This is a genomic window from Streptomyces sp. NPDC002574, assembly GCF_042889545.1.
Classification (GTDB): Bacteria; Actinomycetota; Actinomycetes; order Streptomycetales; family Streptomycetaceae; genus Actinacidiphila.
In genome coordinates this window covers 1-18,653 of sequence record NZ_JBIARB010000006.1, presented here as the reverse complement: position 1 = coordinate 18,653, position 18,653 = coordinate 1, and the positions used below count along the sequence as shown (strand labels likewise).

At 69.1% G+C, this 18,653-nt stretch carries 10 protein-coding genes and 1 pseudogene; 4 read left to right on the top strand and 7 right to left on the bottom strand.

Features of this window, described 5'->3' with window-relative positions; genetic code table 11:
- Nucleotides 1-135 precede the first annotated feature (135 nt).
- Nucleotides 136-327: pseudogene (locus ACFYXS_RS15270) on the bottom strand (LacI family transcriptional regulator); the annotation flags it as partial.
- 23 nt (nt 328-350) lie between these two features.
- Here ACFYXS_RS15270 and ACFYXS_RS15265 point away from each other — a divergent pair.
- Nucleotides 351-920, top strand: coding sequence for a hypothetical protein (locus tag ACFYXS_RS15265; protein WP_389248031.1), 570 nt, complete (start codon nt 351-353; stop codon nt 918-920).
- Nucleotides 921-937: 17 nt separating this feature from the next.
- Here the strand turns inward: ACFYXS_RS15265 and pglZ are convergent, their stop codons facing one another.
- Complete coding sequence (pglZ, locus tag ACFYXS_RS15260; protein ID WP_389248029.1) at nt 938-3,823, bottom strand: BREX-2 system phosphatase PglZ; 2,886 nt, start codon at nt 3,821-3,823, stop codon at nt 938-940.
- Complete coding sequence (locus ACFYXS_RS15255; protein WP_389248027.1) at nt 3,820-7,695, bottom strand: phage resistance protein; 3,876 nt, start codon at nt 7,693-7,695, stop codon at nt 3,820-3,822. Before ACFYXS_RS15255 ends, pglZ begins: the two co-directional genes overlap by 4 nt.
- Before the next feature lie 109 nt (nt 7,696-7,804).
- Between ACFYXS_RS15255 and ACFYXS_RS15250 the strand changes: the two genes are divergently transcribed.
- Together ACFYXS_RS15250 and ACFYXS_RS15245 are read left to right on the top strand one after the other, a co-directional pair.
- The gene (locus tag ACFYXS_RS15250) at nt 7,805-8,104 is read left to right on the top strand and encodes a hypothetical protein (RefSeq protein ID WP_389248025.1); all 300 of its coding nucleotides are present in this window, start codon (nt 7,805-7,807) and stop codon (nt 8,102-8,104) included.
- Nucleotides 8,101-8,499 (top strand): PIN domain-containing protein, encoded by a 399-nt coding sequence (locus ACFYXS_RS15245; RefSeq protein WP_389248023.1) that lies wholly within the window; start codon nt 8,101-8,103, stop codon nt 8,497-8,499. Before ACFYXS_RS15250 ends, ACFYXS_RS15245 begins: the two co-directional genes overlap by 4 nt.
- A gap of 69 nt (nt 8,500-8,568) precedes the next feature.
- Here ACFYXS_RS15245 and pglX read toward each other — a convergent pair whose 3' ends face one another.
- The 4 genes from pglX to ACFYXS_RS15225 all read right to left on the bottom strand — a co-directional run bounded on the left by pglX (nt 8,569) and on the right by ACFYXS_RS15225 (nt 18,010).
- On the bottom strand, nt 8,569-12,192 hold the full coding sequence (pglX, locus tag ACFYXS_RS15240) for a BREX-2 system adenine-specific DNA-methyltransferase PglX (protein WP_389248021.1): 3,624 nt from the start codon (nt 12,190-12,192) through the stop codon (nt 8,569-8,571).
- A complete protein-coding gene (pglW, locus tag ACFYXS_RS15235; RefSeq protein WP_389248019.1) occupies nt 12,189-16,823 on the bottom strand; it encodes a BREX system serine/threonine kinase PglW in 4,635 nt (1,544 codons plus the stop codon). Before pglW ends, pglX begins: the two co-directional genes overlap by 4 nt.
- 171 nt (nt 16,824-16,994) lie before the next feature.
- On the bottom strand, nt 16,995-17,189 hold the full coding sequence (locus ACFYXS_RS15230; protein WP_389248016.1) for a DUF397 domain-containing protein: 195 nt from the start codon (nt 17,187-17,189) through the stop codon (nt 16,995-16,997).
- Complete coding sequence (locus ACFYXS_RS15225; RefSeq protein ID WP_389248014.1) at nt 17,186-18,010, bottom strand: Scr1 family TA system antitoxin-like transcriptional regulator; 825 nt, start codon at nt 18,008-18,010, stop codon at nt 17,186-17,188. Before ACFYXS_RS15225 ends, ACFYXS_RS15230 begins: the two co-directional genes overlap by 4 nt.
- Before the next feature lie 212 nt (nt 18,011-18,222).
- On the opposite strand from ACFYXS_RS15225, the gene ACFYXS_RS15220 reads away from it, so the two are divergent.
- On the top strand, nt 18,223-18,653 hold a 431-nt coding region (locus tag ACFYXS_RS15220; protein WP_389248012.1), incomplete at its 3' end, for an ATP-binding protein.

The window sequence follows — 18,653 nt, the reverse complement described above, 5'->3', positions numbered from 1 at the left end:
GGTGCGGTGCTCCCCTGGCTGCGTGTCGGTTGGCTGCTATAGCTTGTGTCCCGCACTCGCCAGCGGGGGGGGGGGGGGGGGGGGGCCGGGGGGGCGGCCCCCCCCCCCCCCCCGGCCGTATGCCGAAGCCCGTAGTTACCGGCTCTGAGCCCGTGTGTTCAGGAGCCGGTTGAGCGTGTCGACCGGTGAGGTCGGATGCATTTCCAGCCGGGCGTCGAGCGCCGCCTCCCACTGCTCGGTGCGGCCAGCCATCAGCCGCTGGCGCATGCCGGGGGTGACGTGGGCGTACCGGGCCGAGATCGAACCGTCGAGGTGGCCCATGCGGTCACACCTGGCGTTCGCTGGGGCGGATGTACCAGACGGGAAAGGAACCCACCCTGGAGAACGCGATGGACAAGGAGTCCCTGCCGGTCGTCGATGCCCGGCAGGAACTCTTCAGCGCCCTGCCGACGCTCAAGGAGCACGGCTACCTCCTCCTCCGCGACGGCAGCGGCTGTTTCTGCGGCATCGTGACCACTGACGACGTCACCGACCGCCTCGAGGGTTCGGCCCGGCCGTTCTTCGTCGTGGGAGAGATCGAGTCGCTGCTGCGCCGCTGCCTCGGCGCCGCGCTCGACCAGGACGCGATCAAGGCGGCTCAGTCCTACGGGAAGTCCGGGCTGGTCACCGACCTCGTCTTCGGCGACTACCTGAAGCTCCTCAACGGGGAACAGGGCAATGCGGATCAGGCCCAGCGGGCTGACGTCAACTGGGCGGCGTTGAACTGGCCCGCGATGGACCGGAACCAGTTCATCGGCCACCTCAAGCGGGTGAAGGCGATCCGCAATCGGATCGCCCACTTCGACGAGGAGCCGCTCCCGGAGCAGCAGATGCGTGAGCTGACGAGCTTTGCCAAGCTGCTCCGGGACTTCGTCTCCTGACGTCCGTCCCCGCCGGGTTACCTCAGTTCGAACTGGTCGCGCAGCAGGCTGGTGCTCAGGCGCAGTGTCCGCCCGTCGGGCAGTGTCTCGAGCACCTGCACGCCGTCGAAGTTGAGCAGCTGGCGCAGGACGGCGGCGAAGCCGTCGCCGCGCCCCGGTGGCATGCCGATGCGCTGCGCGAGGGCGGTCACGGGGAGGGTGCCGCCCGCGTCGAGCAGTGCGGCGAGCGCCTTTTCCACCTGCTCCGGCTTCGGCTTGCGGGCCAGCAACCCGATCTGGGCCTGGTAGGCGTCCGAGGCAAGCAGTGAGGCAATAAGAGTCTCGTCCGGTGACACCAGCGTGGGGGTGATCAGGGCGTCGTCGCCGCCGGTCGTCAGTGCCACGTCGAAGAGGGAGGCGTGCGTCTTGGCGAGTTCGGCTTCCTTCTTCGTCGGCTTGGCGGCGGCCTTCTTCACGGCAGGCACCGTGATCGCCGGGCGATCGGCGCGGGCGGGCCGCGTCTCCGGGGACCACCAGGCCGGCCGCTGGTCGCCCAGCTCACGCCACCCCTGGGGAGCCTCCGCGCCGAACGGCAGGAAGGCCAGGACGGGGATGGTGAACTCCGCCAGGGAGGCTCCGCCGTGGTAGCCGGCCTTCAGTGAGGTATAGCGGGAATCGGCGTCCCACAGGGCGACGATCGACGCTCCGGGCTCGGGCCAGACGACCCGGGGGCCGGACAGTGCGATCTCCTGGTCGGCGAGCGAGCCGCCGGGCAGGCGGTGACGGGCGGAGGCCGGTTCGGCGGCGTCGGTCTTGGCTCCGTGGCGGTCGATGACGTGCCCGTGGTCGCTCGTGAGGATGACCATCATGCCCTCGGCTGCGGCGACGCGGAGGAGTTCGCGGAGTGCGGCGACGTCGTCGACGCGCCACGCACCGTCGCCGAGCTTCTGCTCCTTGGCGAGCCGGTCGTCGATGGTGTTGAGGACGACAGCGACGTGGGTCTTGCCGTCGGTGAGGGCGTCGGCAAGTGCCGGGCCGAACGCGTCGCCCGCGCTCTCGGTGCGCAGGTCGTCCTTGTGGAACACCGCCGCAGGGGCGCCGCCCCACAGCTTGTGGGCGGGAAACAGCCGCGTCTCGTCGGTCTGCGTGCCCTTCATCAGGGTGCCGGCGAACAGCGACGTGCGGGACACGGCCGTCAGGGTGGGCAGGGCAGCGGCCATCGCGCGGCGCTGCGGCGCGTCGTGGGGCAGCGGGTCGAACTCCGCCCAGGACTGCCGCAGTTCTTCGGCGAGTTCGCCGGCGATCGCGGCGCTCATTCCATCCAGGACGAGCAACAGCACGCGCCGTCCGGCGGCGTGCTTCACCACGGGCTTCACGACCTGGTCGAGGAACGTCTCCACGGTCAGCATCGTGCCGGGCTGCGTGCCAGCCTCGGTCCAGACCGCGAGAATCCGGGCGAAGGCGCGATCGATCTCGCGGCGCCGTCCGCGGACCCGCGTGCCGAGGGTGTCGTACGCCGCCTTCAGTACGGGATCGGAGTCGCCGCCCGCCTCGATGTGCTCCAGCGCGAGGTCGACCCAGCCGGTCTCCTCGATGTGGCGCTTTATGGCCGCGCCGACGCTGGGCGACTCGACGGCCGGGTCGGAGGCCAGCCACTGGCTGAGCCGCTGCCCCATCCGCGCCCGCTCGATGCGGGCGCGGGCATCCGGGGTGGACGCGAGATGGTGATCCGCCAGCACGCTGATCGCGTCGGCCGCGGCCTCGGGCTGCCCTGCGGCGAGGGTGCGACCCACGGCGGTGAACCGTCCCTCGAGCCCGGCGGCCATGACAGGGCTTGCGGCAACGGCCGCCTCGGCTCCGAACTGGCGGGCCAGCGCGGCTGCCCTGTCGAGAACGGTGCCGGTGATACGTCGGGCCTCGCGTACGCCGTCCGGCTCGACGCCACCACTGCTGCTGCCGGTCGCGAGCAGCGACGACACGTACTCCTCGGCGGTCCGCCCGAAGACCGATACCAGGGCGTCGAGTTGATCCCCGGTCGCGGGCGGCTGCTCACCGAACCAGCGCTCGGCCCGGCCGCGGGCCCGGTATGTCTCCGCGTCCGGCTCGGCGTGCTGCCACAGTGCCGCGCACACGAGGCCGAACGCCACCGCGTCGGCCCCGTGCTCGGCGTCGACGAGGGTGAGCAGGGCGCGTCCGGCCAGGCCCGCCTGGTCGTCCTCGGCGAGGAACGCGGTGAGTCCGGCGCGCTCGGGGCCGCGTAGCTCAAGGAGGCGTTCGGGGCCGCCGCCGCTGAGCGACCAGTGCAGCAGGGTGTGGGCGTCGAGCCGGTCGTCGGCGGGGCGACGTACCCCGCTTTCGGTGTCGTAGCGGCCGAGGCGCAGCCGTCGGAGCGCGAGTGCGGTGAGGGCCTTCTGCCGGGTCAGCCAGCCGCCTGCCACGGGCGGCCAGCCGCCGGGCGGGGTGGCGTCGAGCAGCGCCTCCGCCGCCCAGTTGGCGTCCTTGAGCCGGGGGTCGATGTGCTCGGCGCCGAAGGCCTCGCGCACCACGTCCCAGCTGTCGACGATCTCTATGCGCTGCTTGTGGACGCGGGCGAGGATCGCCGGGTCGAGTTCGTTCTGTTCCCGGTCGGTGAGAACGACCAGGACGGCGGGGCCCGGGGACCTGTCCGCGAGGTGGTCGAGCACGAGCTCGTGCACGGCCAGCGGAGAGTGCGCGGCGGCGATGCGTGCGCTACGCCCCTCGCCCCAGACCGGCTCGGCGGGCCCGTCCCACTGGGGCGCGGACCGCAGCAGGACGGCCCTGTGCTTGCCGCCGCCCCCCTCCACGAGGGAGGCGGCAAGGGACGACTGGGCGGACAGGTACTGGGTGACAGTCGCGGTGTTCAGCCGGACCGCACCCGGTGCGGCAGCGGGAGTGATGGTCATCGGTCGACGACCCGCCAGGTGATCTCGACGGTGGCACCCGGCTCGCGGGACAGCAGGTCGGCCAGTTCCGCCTGGAGCGCGGCCGCGGCCTGGGTCACCGGCGCCTGACGTGCGCCCGAGCGCCGGACGGCGCCGGGAGAAGTGGCTCCGCCTGTCGGCTGCGGGATCTCGGACACGGGCGGGTGGCTGGTGTCCGTGCTCAGGGAGATGTCGCCCGCGGCAGGAGGCGGCGTGGGCGCCGGTGGCGGGGTGGTCGCCGCCCGGTTGCGCTTCACCAGTGCCAGGATCTCTCGCTGGGTGCGGCCGAGGGCGTCCCGCAGGTCGCCGGTGCGCTGATCGCCGCGTGCCACGTTGCGCAGGGAGTCCAGCAGCGCGACGCCCTCGGGGCCCTCGCCGGAGGCGAGCTCCAGGGTGTTCCAGGACGCCGCCGACAGGGCTTCCGCAACAGCGCGGGCCTGCTTGATGGACGTCCCGTAGCGGTCGGCGCTCACCGCGCCCAGGTCGAAGGAGGCGAGCGCCTCCACCGTCTTCTTCGCCCCGGCCGCGCCCTGCCCGGCAGCGGCGCCGAGCGCCTTGAGGAGTTCCAGCGAGCGCCGCGCGAGCGCGAGCCGGCCGGAGTCGTCGGTCTCGTCCAGGGCGAGGAAGCCGGAGTGGTCCTCCAACTGCCGTACGAGGTCGGCGGCAGGCTCCTGGAAGCTGCGGGCCGACTCGGTGATCTGGCGGGCGAACTGGTTGACCATGCGCCCGCGGCGAAGCGCCGGCGCCTTCTGTCCGAAGACCGTCTCGAAACGCTGCCGCGCCGTGTCCCAGTCGCCTTCAGTGGGCAGAGGCTGGCTGCGCAGCGCGTCGTGGTCCTTGATCTGCGTCGGCTCGGGGGCCGGGTCGAGGACGGTGCCGCCGCGCACCCACACCCGGTCGTCCATTTCCGCGAAGGCTGCGACGACGAGTTTGGCGAGGAAGTCGGGCAGTCCGCGCGGGGACGGCTTGTCGGTCCAGTCGGTGAGGATGATCAGACTGAGGTCGCCCGTCACGCCCTGGCTGCTGGCGAGCTGGCGGAAGTGCTCTGCCCAGAAGCGGGACAGCTCGAAGTACGCCTCCTTCTGCTGCCCGAGCCGGAGCGGTCCCGCGATCCGCTGCATCAGCTTGCGGTCGGCGGCCGGCACCTCGATGCGCCCGTCGCGGGCCTCGGCCGCGGCCCGTACGTGCGTGAACACCTTGCGCGCGTCGGCGGGCTTGACGGCGGTCTCGGTACCGTCCGGGTCGAGGTTGGGGTGCTCCGGGTACTGGTGGGCGAGCAGCTTGCCGGCCACGTGGCGGCTGCTGTCGTGGAGCGACTGGCCGAAGGACAGGGTGACGTCGTCGACGTCGGGCAGCGCCACCAGGTGGTCGTCGAAGCCCGCCACGACGTCCGCGGCCTGCTTCTGCGCGAGCCCGTATGCCTGCTTGAAGGCGGCCTTGACCTGCTTGAGCAGCGCCTCCCGCTGGGTCTCCAGGAGTCCCTTGGCGCGGCTGCGGTTGTCGGCGTTGAGGTGGCCCGCGTACTGGGTGTCGAAGCGGTGCTCGTCGGCGAGGGCCTTGTCGATGACGACCAGGCGCCGGAAGTCGGCGAAGCGCTGGGCGGACAGGTGCGCGGGCAGCCAGGCGACGGTGCGGGACCTCTCGCCCTGCTGGCGCTCGCGCAGTCGCCGCATCCGCTCGGCGTCCTCGACGGGTCCCTTCTCGCCCTCGTCGAAGGGCAGGTCGACGGCGATCCGCCAGCGGCCCTCCTCCTGCGGCATCAGGTCGTGGTCGGGCAGCTCGTCCTCGTCGGAGAGGTTCCCGAAGACGACCTCGGCGGTGCGGGTGGTGCCGCGCCACACGAAAGCCAGCTCGTCGCTGAACTGGCCGTGGTCGACGCCGATTTCCTCCGACAGCAGCCGCTTGGCAAGCGCCATTCGGTTGGCGGGGTTGTCGTTGACCTGGGCGTTGGCAATGACGGAGTCCACGTCGACGCCGGAGAGCTCCAGCCGTACGCCCGGATTGGCGTCGGTGCCGGTCTCCTTGATCTCGGGGAACCGGGCCGCCCACTCGGCGACCTTGTTCTTGATGATCCCGACCTCACTGCCCGGGATCGGCGCCATCACGGAGCCGTGGTTCAGCGCGCCGAGCCGGCGGATCGTCAGCTCGGCCAGGGCGGGGACACTGGGCGCGAGCGCGGAGAGCAGCAATGTGCAGACGAGCCGGTTGTCACCGACGAACATCCGGCAGCGGTTGGCGAGCTGGGGGTCGGTGAGCGTGTCGGGCCGGTGGAGGAACTGCTCGACGTCGTCCTCGGTCACGTCGTAGGCGGTGAGCAGGTACGGCCGCAGCTTGGTCTTGTAGAGCTTGTCTGCGGCCTCGAAGACGACCTTCAGGCTGTCGGTGAAGGGCTTGTCGCCGCCCGCCGCGATGACCGGGTAGAGGTCGCCGACCGGGACGAGCTGCCCGAGCCGCAGGTCGTCACGGTGGTCGGCGAGGAGCTGGCCCATCAGCTTCAGACCGGTGCGGGAGCGCTGCAGCGCGGACGAGATGTGGACGAGGGTGTCCATGAACGCCGGCGAGAAGGGGTAGGTCAGCCGGAACGACTCGGCGTCCGCGCCGGTCGTCGCCTTGTCGGAACCCAGCAGGGTGTCCCACACCTGCGTGCCGACCTTCTTCGTCCGCTCGAAGGCCTCGTCGACGAGGTGGGCCGCCTCGGGCTTCGGCTTGAGAAGGCGGGCGTGGGCGATCTGCGGGAGGTTGCGGTCCTCGAGCGTGATCTTGTCGAAGCGGCCGGAGGCCAGGTTGAGGGTGTCCTGGATGGACGACTCGGCCGCACCGGACACCTCCTCGCCGACGAGTTCCCGCAGGTCGCGCTGGCGGGCGATGAACGACACCACGGGAATGGCCCGGCGTGCGTCGCCGCCCTCCACGAAGTTCGTGATCTTGCTGGCTTCGCGGGCGACGAACTTCTGGTCGTGGATGAGGGTGGCGAGCCACAGGATCAGCTCGTCCATGAAGAGGATCAGACCGTCGTAGCCGAGCGACTTCGCGTGCGCGGCGATGACGGACAGGCCCGCGTCGAGGGAGATGAAGCCGTGCTCGTCCTCGGCGGCGTTCTGCGCGAAGCCCGGCAGCAGATTGGTGCTCGCGTCACTGACGAGCTTGGCGCGCAGCTCGGCGGGGGTGGTCGGGTGGACGAGGTTGAGCTTCTCCTGCGCCTCGTGGTCCTCCTCGGCGGCGAGCGCGGTGTCGAGGAGGGCCGGGGTCCATGCGAAGCCCTCACCCCACTCGTCCTCCTCGTCGCCTCCCGTGGCACCGAGGCCCCGGATGACGCCCTCGTCCCCGATGTTGGCGCGCATGGCGCGGATGTCGGCGAAGAGGGAGTCCGTCCGGTAGACCTGCGGCGTGGGGGCGTCCGGACGCACCTTCTTGATGTGGTTGACGTACCCGCCGAGCACGCGCTGCTCCAGGGCCTTTGCCCCGAGCATGTGGTACGGCACGAGCAGGAACTTCTTGCCGTCCGTGGTCAGCCACTCGTGCTTGGTCAGCACGGGGTCGAACTCGCCCCGCGCGAGGGCGGCCGGGTCGCCGCTGAGCAGCGCGTACAGCACGGCCATGAAGTGCGACTTACCGGAACCGAAGGATCCGTGGAGGTAGGCCGCCTTGGAGGTGTGCCCGTCGAGTGCGGACTTGATCAGGCCGAGGGCCTCGTCGAAGTTCTCCAGCAGCCGCTCCGTGACCACGTAGTCCTTGAGCGCGTGCTCGGCCCCCTCGGGGGTCGTCGCCTCGGCGAGGGACAACACGAAGTCAGAGGTGGAGATGGACTCCTTGATGGTGATGACATCGCGGAGAAGGGGCGGCTGCTGGGCCATGACCGGTCTCGCTCTCCTTATGGCGGCTTCCGCCACCGCTTGCGCTCAATCGTGTGAGATGCCTGTTATCGGCTTGGCCGCCCACCGGACCCTCGGTATGGTCGATGGTATGGCAACCAAGAAGTACACCGTGACGCTCCCCGAGGAACTGGCCGAGGCCATCCGGACCGAGGTCGGCCCCGGCGGTTTCAGCCGCTATGTCACGCATGCCATAGAGCGCCAGCGGGAGCAGGACCGGCTGCGTGAGGCAGTCGAGTGGTGGGAGAAGGAGTACGGCGAGATCACCGAGGACGAGATGATCGAGGCCGAGGCCGAGCGCCGGGAGATCGAGCGCATGCACGCCGGGCTCGACCATGCAGGGAAGGGCGAACCCGCGGACAAGCCCGCGCCGTCACGGGACGCCGCGTGAGCGGCGAGGTGGTCTACCTCCTCGACAGCGAGGGACTGTCCCAGTGGGTCCGGGGTGAGCGCCGCATGGGCATGCGCATCAAGGACGCCAACCGGGTCGGCATCCGCGTGATGACCACCTCGATAACCCTCATCGAGGCGTACGACCCGACGCGCTACCTCCCCTCCTGGCACTGGGCCCTCTCCCGCATCCACGTCGAGCCGGTGACCGAGGAACTCGCGGAGGAAGCGATCCGCCTCATCAAGGAGACGGGACTGCACGGACACAAGTACGCCATCGACGCGGCCCTGGCCGCCGTCGCCCTGCGACAGCCCGGACCCGTCACCGTCTTCACCTCGGACGAGGACGACATGCGCAAACTCTGCGCGAACCGCGTGGCGGTCGTAAAACTCTGAGCTCACCACGGCCAGCCGTCCCCCTTCCTCTTCTCCCTGATGATGCCCGCCTCCCCTGCGGATGCGGGCCTACTTCTTCGCGGCGCCGCGACCGCGGGTGGGCGCGGCGGGCTTCCAGGCCCGCAGGTCGTCGTCGGTGAGGCCGTGCTCGCCCTGCTTCGTCTGGCGGTAACCGGCGAAGAAGTCCGCGGGGGATCCGCTGTAAAGCATGTCGAACTCGCCGTGCCACTGGTTCAGCCAAGGCTGCAGTTCGAGCAGCCCCGCCAGGAACGGCGTGATCTCCTCCGTCGTCAGCGACTGGTTCGTGAAGTACGTGGCCAGCGCCTGCGCCTGCTCCCGGTGATCCCAGCCGGCCCAGCCGTAGAGGTCCGGGGTGGCGGTATTGGCCTGCGCGTAAGAGATAAAGCGCTCCTTGGGTACGTCGAGCTTGCCGCGCGCCCTCCAGTAGGAGGCACGGAGGAAGTCCGCCGAGGCGTATTTCGGCGGCACGGGGATGGAGTCACGGATCTTGCGCTTGGCAGGCTCGTCGGGGGCGGCGTCTTCTTGGCGCTGGAGGTCCCAGACGTGCTCCCAGTCGACACGCTTCTTCAGGCCGGAGGGCTTGTAGCGCAGGGCGGAGACGAACGGGACGTGCTCGTCGGTGAGCAGTTGCGCGACGACCTTAGGGAGGTCCTTGCGGGGCGCGTAGAGCTTGGCGACGGAGACGAAGTCTTCATCGCGGGAGAGCGCGTCCGTCAGACGGGAGAGGGAGACAAGGGCGGGCTGGCCGTTCTCGTCGTACCAATGGTCGCGATTCTCCATCCGGTCGAGAAGCCAGGAACGCAGAGCCCTCTCTTGGAGGGCGTCCCAGCCTTCGGTTTCCCACGGGCGCTTGTAGTCGGGACGCTCCAGCATGCTGATGGCTCTGGAGGACTCAATAGCTTCAATTCGCTTCTGAACAACTTTGCGGTAGAAGGTTGGCCAAGATGCGGGGATTTCGGTCGTTGGCGTGGCACCGTGATCCATCAACCACCTGTCGGTAGCTTCGCCTCGCGCAACTTGACGGGCCAGAACAATCTCAAATGCGCGTTCCCCAACAGAAATTTCCGGAATTGAGGCGTCATCACAAGCATCGCCGACACTGAGGTCTTCAGGGTAGAGGTCATAGATGCGATAGGTCTGCCAGTCCAGTTCCTCCTGAAGAGCAATCATCCGGGCCCGAGTGGATTCCCATTCAAATTTTCGTTGTCGCAGAATTGTAGCGACCGGAGCACCCTCCACAATAATCCTTGCAGGACTTACCGAAGCAAGCCGGCGAGCCAGCGAATCCAAGGCGGTAGCGATAGTCGCGGGACATGTGGAAGGAAGCGGAAATTCTTGAATTTTAGTTCCAGTGAATTCGTAAAAATCCCGCCATTTCTCACCCTTTGAATACCCTCCGCCGGGGCCACCCTTATTGTGGCTCACCTGCTTGAGCCAGAAACAAGCGGTGGAGCTATTAAGCAGCCCAAGCAGGCGCAGGTAATCCTCCTCAATCGCCTCTGCAGGCAGCTTAATCACAGGGGCGTGACGGTTGAATACGTTCCCCCCTCGGTCAAGAGTGAAGTGGCCGTGAGTAGCCACCGAAGCAAAAATGATCGAGAGCGGAGTTCGGTAACGATCAGGAACCCAGCGATACCAAGTCCACCAGGGCTTGCCCCGGTCTTCCTGACTCTGCCCGTCAAAGTCCTTTGTGGATCTCAAGTGACTCCGCCCGAGCCAGAGCAGCCTCGCCCAAGACGCCTCCCCGTCATACGCAATGGGGTTCAGATCAGCATCGTATGGCGTAATGGCCCATTCAGAAGAATCCGCCCTCCAATCGCGGACCACCTCGCCTGTAATGAATTGCTTCGAAACTTTTCCGGAAACCTTGAAACGCCGCAGCGCATCAGGCGTGCTGATGAACGCATCGTCTTGCCCTGGGAAGCTCGCAAATCCGATGTCGCGAGCAAGTGTCGAACCAAGCCTCTGGAACGCCTTCGCCTCGACAGCTTCGTTCATTTCGAGGCCGCCATCCGCAAGAATCCACGGCTGCTTACCGAAATAGCGCTTCCTATCCAGGTCATCCACGGACACCCATTGACTGACAGATCCGGGCTGATCAATCTGGTCAACAATCGCCCGCCAGACCAGCCCATCTTCGGCCTCCCTTGGGATCGACGGCTCGCCCTTTACACTTCGAACCGTGCGCACCGTCGCAACACGGCCCTCGACGGAAGATCGCTTCCGCCCGACAAGGATGACAGTCGGGGTACCGTGGCCGGGGATATAAGCGCCGGAGGTATCAACAACCTCCATCAATTCAACTCGATGACCGAAATACTCGGCGATCAGCTTAGTTCCAAACTCGCGCTTCATGAACGAATTCGCCGTGATTTGACCAACGAGTCCGTAACCTCGACCCGTGGCCGGATCTCCAGGCTTGGCAAGTTCGAAGAATCGCTGAGCAAATGGAACCGAGAGTGCATACTTTCCCGCGCAAGCGCTATACAGGTCGCGGTACAATTTGTTCAGACTGCTATCTTTGACCGTAATGTACGGCGGATTGCCAACAACAACGTGGTAGCGACTCGGCGTCAGAATTCCCGGATGTTCTCGCACATCCTCCGTTGCATAGGAAAAGTCGGCCAGGTCATCGGAAAGCGGAGCAAAACTTTCCATCCCAGGGATCACCTGTGTCCGAGCCTTGATCAGCGAGTCCCCCACCGCCAGGTGGATCGGCCAGTCGTACTTCGCAGCCCCTGTCATCGTCCGTACGCCACTCGCTGCCATTGCCGCGACGAGTAGCCGGAACCGGGCAATGGCCACCGCGAACGGGTTCAAGTCGACGCCATGAACCGAGTCGAGTGCTTCCCGCACCCGCTCGTGCACATCACGCCCCGGCTGCCCATCCCCCCACAGCCGCACCAGACGCCGGAACGCGCCCAGCACGAAGTGACCCGATCCACACGTGGGGTCAATCATCTTCAGGCCCTCGTAGCCGAACTCACGAACCGCTGGGTCCATCGTGCGGTCGAGGATGAACTCCTCTACGAACTCCGGGGTCTGGAGCAGCGCATACGTCTTCCGGGCAGACTCGCTCAGGTCCTGGTATAGGTCGCCCAGGAAGCGCGTGTCCCATCCCTCAGCACCGTTCTCGTTCAGCGGGTCTGTGAAGTCGTGGACGAGCGCGCCCGCCTCATCACGCCCCCGCCAAAACTCGACCAGTTCCCGCGCGCCGTCGTGCGACAGCGGGATCTGGTACAGCGGGTTGTGCTTGCGGTCGAACAGGAGGCGCCCCGCCTGCCCAGCGCCCAGCTCCTCGAAAGCCTTCTCCAGCCATCCCCGGTACGTCGGGTCTGCGTCCGTCTCGACATAGGCGTCGTAGCGGGCCTCCGACAGCTCGCGCCGGTCCCCCTCCGCACCCGTCAGGTACGGCTCCGGGATCAGCAGGTTGTCCTCACAGAACCGCACAAACACAGTCCCGAGCACCCACGCCACCGCGACCTGCGTAACCCGCTCGTCGAGCCAGGAGTTCCAGGTCGCCGCCGTGCGACCCAGCTTGCGGGCCTGGTCGTACTCGGACTTCAGCTTCGCTCCGACCTCACCGACGGCCTTCACCTGTCGCGCGAGGTCGGTCTCGACCGCCTTGACCTGCTGCTTCAGGTCGTCCAACAGAGCTTTGCGGTCGATCACTTGGCGTCTCCTTCGACACTCACGACAACCTCGCCGGACGCCGCGCGGTGGGCGTTGCCCACCCACGTGTCCGGAAGCTGGATCCACTCCCCCAGGCCGGCCTGGTACGGCACGGCCACTTGCCCAAGCCGCGGCTCCCGCGAGGGGTCGGCCTGCGGCACGAGCAGCCACAGACCGCGGCCGCCCTGCCGCGCCGCCTCAGCCAGCCGATCCAGGACGCCCAGCGCGTCGTAGCGCGCGAACACTCCGGCCTCGGTCAGCAGCACAGGACCGCTGCCCGACCCCGAGCCCAGCAGCTCACGCACTCGAGGCTCCACCGAACCCCAGGCCGTGCGCGCGAACTCGGCGAACTTCACCGCGCCACGCGACCCGGGCTCGGCCACGTCCGCCTTGAGCAGCGTCTCCCAGGTCGGCTTCGTGCCCGGCGCGACGAGGCCGTGCATGGCCTCCAGGAACAGTTCGGTCGCCGAGACAACGCCGGCCCCGAGCCGGTCGCCGGACAGCTCTCGCACCGCGTCCCGGGCGAGCCTCTGCGACACCGTCAGCACCCGGTAGCCGTCCCGCCGCGCCGACGCGAGCAGGCGCTCCTCCGCTCGCACCGCACCGGCCAGTTGCGGGTCGTCCGCGTAGCGCGTGACCGAACCGCCGCCCGTGGACTGCCGCCAAGCGCCGCTGGTGAGGTAGCTGGAGGCGTGGTCCATGCGCGTGGGCAGGTAGCGCAGCGTCTTCGTGTTCTCGTGGGTGGACAGCGAGAGGTCGAAGCCCGCGTCGCGCAGCGCCTTCGTCAGCGGGCTGCCGGTCGGCAGCCCGTGCAGCAGGCCGCCCTTCCCGTCCGGGACCACCAGTTCGGGGAAGCGCGCCCGGACGCGCTCGTGAACGTCCTCGCCGGTCAGACCGGGCTGACGGCCCTCGGGCATGCCGGGGATGAGCCGCACCAGGCCCGCCTGCGTGAGGCGCAGCGCCCGCACCAGAGTGAGGTCGCGCGGGTACACCTCCAGGCGGGGCGTGGCCGCGGCGTTCAGGGAGGCGGCTGCCGCGAGCTCCACCATGCGCCGCTCGTCCCACTCGATCGTGCCCGGCGGCACGGTCAGCGCGCCCAGTTCGGCGAGGACGGTCGAGGCTGTCGGCAGGGTGTCCAGCTTGGCCAGCCGGTCCGCGGTCTTGCCCAGGCGCGTCGCGTAGTCGAGCAGGCCCGGCGCGGTCGGGGTATCGGGGGCGTCGTCCTGGCGTACGTCCAGGGCCAGCAGGCCCGCGCCGAGCATCTCCTCGGTGGCCTTGCGGTTGGGCTGGTGCTGGAACTCGGCGTCCTCCGGGTCTAGTTGCTCGACCTCGACCACGGCCCGCACGGCGGCCAGCGCCAGCGCGCGCCGATGCTCGCGCTCGGTGAGCTGGGTGCCGCGCCGGACGGCCAGCGCGTCGGCGATCTCCAGGGCGGAGGCGACCCGGCCCATGCCGGCCAGCAGATCGAGGATCTCCTCGCGCAGCGCCTGGACGGCCGGGTGGTCCTTCCAGCGCTTGCGCTCCTCCTTGAGCATCTGCGGGATGCGGCCGGTCGACAGGCCCAGGCCTTCCGCGACGTCCTTCTGCTTGGGCCAGACGCCGATGTCCGGCAGGACGCCGTGCTCGTCGGGCAGGCGCAGCAGCAGTCGCACCATCTCGGCCTTGTTGCGGTTGGCGCCGTTGTTGTTGACAGCCGGGACGAAGATCGTGGCGAGGGTGTCGAGGCTGAGGGAGCGCAGGGTGCGGGGCGACAGGCCGCCCGCGCCATCACTGCTCGCGAGTTCGCCGGCGAGGGCGGACTCGGCGGCGGTGAGCTGCTCCAGTTCCTCCTTGGCCTCGGCGCGCCCCTTCGGCGTGAGCGGGGAGACCGGAGCCTCGCGCAGCTTCTCGCCCCACTCGCGCTGGCGCCGCTGGACCTCGTTGCGGGTCTTGGCACCGAGGCCCGGAGCGTTGACGAGCTTGCGGCGGCTGTAGTCGAGCAGCTCGCCGACCGTCGTCACGCCGAGGCCGTACAGGAAGGACTCAGCAGCACCCGTGAGGCCGGCCACCGACAGCGGAGTGTCGCGGGTGACCTCGGCGGCAAGGCGGTCGCGCTGCTGCTCGGCCGTCTCCGGCTCGGCCTCGGCGATGGCGGCCACGGTCGGCTCGCCAGAGGTGGCCTCCGGGTGCCGGCTGCGGTGGCTGGAGGGCACCGTCTGGGACGCGTCGAGGAAGATCTTCTTCCAGGCGTCCCGCATGGGCTTGAGCTCGGGGTAGCGCTTGCTCGCGTCCCGGTGCAGGGCCTTGCGGAAGAAGGCGACGAGGCCGTCCCGCACGGCCGGGTCGAACGCCTCGGCGGCGATCGTCGGGTGGGGCCACTCCTTCTGGTCGGTCATGCGCGGCAGCACGGAGCCGTCGCCCCACTTGGGCAGCTCGCCCGACGCCATCTGGTGCAGGGTGACGGCCACCGAGTACCGCTCGGCGTGGGAGTCGTAGGACCCGCGCGTGATGATGTCGACGAAGGGGTCGAGGTAGCCGTCGGTGCCCGCGTCGACGTTCTTTGCGGGGTATCCGGCGAGCGAGAAGTCGATGAGCACCAGTTCGCGTGTGCGGTTGGGCCGGATGCGGATGGCGATGTTGTCCGGCTTGATGTCGCGGTGCCAGACGCCTTCGCCCTCCAGGAAGTCGACGGCGCCGAAGAGGTAGTCGCCGTACGCCTCGAGCTGGTCGACCGGGAGCCGTCCGCTCTCGCGGAGCTGCCGGGCGACGGTCTCCTCGCGGCGTCGCGTGCGCGGACCGCTCTCCCCCGGCTCGCCGCTGTCGTCGCGCTCGTCGCCGACGTACTCCAGGGCGAGGACCGTGCGGCCCGCGATGTCCAGCGGCTCGGGCTCGACGAGCCGGATGATGCGCGAGTCGGGGCGCAGGCGCCCCATGACCTCGGCCTCGTGGGTGAGGATCTCTCCCCGGCTGTCGGACAGCGCGACCTTGAGCACGGCGAGCGGGCGGGTCTTCCTCGCCTCGGCCTGGAGGTCGCGTACGAGGAAGGCCCGGCTGGTGGAGCCGGTGCCGAGCCGGCGGCGGACCTCCCAGCGCCCGGCGAGCACGTCGCCCGCGACGGCTTCGAGGGGGTCCTTCTCCGGGGCGTCGGGTGCGGGAGCGGGAGGCGGAGCCGTCAGGGACTCCTCGACGATCTCCAGCATCTCCAGGAACTCGTCGACCGTGGACAGCCGCTGCTGCGGGCGGTACGCGGTGGCGGCCTGCACCAGCTCGTCGATGTCCTCGGACAGGCCGTCCACGAGGGAGCTGGGGCGCAGGCCCTCGCCTGCTTCGAGGCGGGCCAGCAGTTCGGCCTGGCTGGCGGCCGGGGCCTTGCCGGTGACCAGGAGGTAGGTGAGGACGCCGAGCCCGTACACGTCCAGGTAGACCGGGTCGGCGTTGCGCGCGGTGAGTTCCGGCGCCAGATAGGGGTCGGAGCCCTCGCCGAGGTGCATGGCGGACAGCGCGGTGGGCGCGAACCGCGTCATGCCCTGCCCCTGGGACGAGTCGCCGCTGCGCTGAGTCGCGATCTGCCAGTCGGAGATCTGGAGGACCGGCGTGAGCCAGGCCGCCTCCTCACCCAGGGCCTTTCCCTGCCGGCCGCGGGGGCGGGGCATCACGTTCACGGAGCGCGCGGCGAGGGCCCGGTGGTGGATGCGGCTGGAGTGCGCGCAGCGCATGGTCTCGGCGAGCTGCCGGACGAGCGCCATCCGGCCGAGGATGTCCAGCTTCTCGCCGTACTGGACCAGGTACTCGTCCAGCTTCAGGGTGTGCGGGTGGTAGTCGAAGATCAGCGCGGGGCCGGCAGAGTGCCCGGACGGGTCGTACTGCTTGAGCTGGACGGCGCCGGGGTGCCGGAAGCGGCGCAGGACGGCGGCCTCGCGCCGGGCGGCGTTCTCCACGGACTGCCGGATCGAGGCATCCGAGCCGCGCTCGCGCAGGTAGATACGGACCCGGGCGAGCTCGGGTAGCTCGCTGTGGCGGGCCAGGTAGTCGGCCCAGGTCGGTCCGGAGTCGAAGGACTTCCGGTCCAGCTCGTAGGGCCCGACCTTGTACTCGGCGTCGCTGCGGCGGACGCCGATCCGCTCCAGCGTCGCTTTGATCTCCCGGGAGCCGACTGCGGTGATCCGGCGCCGCTCCTCGCGCGGCGGCTCCTTGAACATGTCGACCAACTGGCGGACCGTGTACACGCCGTTCTGGTCGTGGGCGGGCAGGCGCACCCGCAGGGAGTCGTCGGTGAAGCAGACGGCCTCGCCGACCCAGACCCGCTTGCCGTTCTGCCCGAGCAGGCCGGCCAGCTCCTTGGCCTTCTTGTTCACCAGGTGGAGCGGATTGCCGTGCGGACGGCGCAGGCCACCGGGAGTGGTCTGCACCCAGGTGCCGTTCTCGGAGGTGACCGAGCCGTGCCAGTCCTTCAGCTCGATCATGAACATGCCGCCGGGAGCGACGACGAGCAGGTCCACCTCGCGCACATGACCGGTGTTCGCGGTGAAGGTGAAGTTCGACCAGGCGCGCCACGGATCAGCGTCTGGCAACTCCTCGCGGATCGCTTCCAGGCCACGGCGCTCATGGTCGAACTCGGACTCGGTGACCGTGGTCCACCGACCTTCCCGCATGTGCTGTCCCCGCTCCCCGTTCCTTCAGGGCCCTCGTTCCATGGCCCAATCCCGCCGGTCAGATCTTAGTGGCCGCATCTGACATGGGGAGGCCCCGTGAAGAGCGGAACTAGACGACATTCGGTGCGCGTGACGAGAGTCCTGCCCGGTCGCCGCTAGGACGGCGAGGGTTCACACGGGCAGACCCGACGCATATGCGATGAAATCAGCCCATTCTCCCGGAAGTGCAGCGAGCCGCGGTCCGTTCCTGTCCTTGGAGTCGCGGACGTGGACGACGCCGGGCCCGAACGCGACCTCGACGCAGCTGTCGCCCTCAGAGCCGCTGTAGCTGCTCTTGAACCAGTCCAGGTCGTCAGTGGTGCTCATGGGGCTCCCCGCATCCGCTGCAACAGCTCCGCCGAGTCCGCCGGGGACAGGGCCTGTGAGCGCATCTTGGCATAGCGCATCTGCAGCACGCTCACGTCTTTCGGGTCGGAGATCAACTGCCCGGTCTTCTGCCCCTCCGAGTACCCCATCCACTGGTGGTCCTGCGTCTCCAGCAGTTGCATCGGACCGTCCGCACCCGCATGCTGAGGCTGCCTGAGCGGCATGATCTGCAACTCGACGTTCCACAGTTCCGCGCTCGCGATGAGACGGTCGAGGAGTTCCCGCGTGACGTCCTCACCGCCGGTGTACCGCAGCAGCACCGACTCCTCGACGATGAAGCTGAAGGCGACCGGCGGCTTGCGGGTCAGCAGTTCCTGCCGGTCCAGACGAGCGGCGATCCGCTCCGCGACCTGCTCCTCCGTGGGCGGCGGTGGGACGTTGAGCATCACGGCGCGCGCATAGCCTTCCGTCTGCAGCAGTCCGGGCACCACGCGGCACTCGTACGTGCACAGGCTGACCGCGGTCACCTCCAACTGCGCCCACAGCCGGAACCACGACGCCAGACCGGGCTTGCGCGCCATATGCCGGGCCGCCGCCCGCAGCACACCGAACGCGTCCAGTACCACCTCGGCACGTTCGACGAATTCGCCGGGCGGCAGACGCCGTCCCTGCTCGACCGAGCCGACGAAGTGCGCCGAGTAGCTCAGCCGGGTCGCAAGCTGCTCCTGAGAGAGCGCGGCCCGCTCACGAAAGACCTTGAGGACGGCTCCGAACGACTTCAGGCTGCCGGACGGCTCCGGTTCACCACTGCTGTTCGCCATCGGCCGCCCCCGCTGTACGTGTCGTCCTGCTCGACCGCATTGCCTAACGGGTCCATGGCAGCACTCGTTACTCGTACGATCCAGAGCCCGCGCTCGTACGCCGCTGTCCGTACGAGCCGTCATCATGGCGTGAGGTGCGGCGGCGCCGCCACGGTGGACGCATGACAGCCTCAGCGGACGCCTTGAACTCACAACCCCCTGCCATCGAAGCCGTGTTCACGCAGCGCCTCAGCTCCACTCGCCGCGGAGTGCGGCTCGCCCGGCTCCTCGCCGTCGAAGCCCTTGTGGCGTGGGGCTACGCCCGCGACAGCGAGCTCACCCTCGCCGCGGCGCAGATCGTGCCCGAACTCGCCGCGAACGCAGCTACGCACGGGCGGGTGCCGGGCAGGGACATCGAGGTGCGACTGACGCTGGACGGCCGGGTGCTGCGCATCGCGGTGTGCGACGCGCGGGGCGACCGGCTGCCGCAGCCCGGCCGGACGCCAGCCTGTGCTGACACAGGGCGCGGCCTTCTCCTGGTCGCCGCCCTCGCCTCCCGGTGGGGCACGCCCCGTTATCTTTTTCGCGGTCCTGCAATGGGGCCGCTGGCCTCCGGGCCCGGTATGACTGTTGCCCCCTGTCGTAGGTATGACCTGGGGGGTGG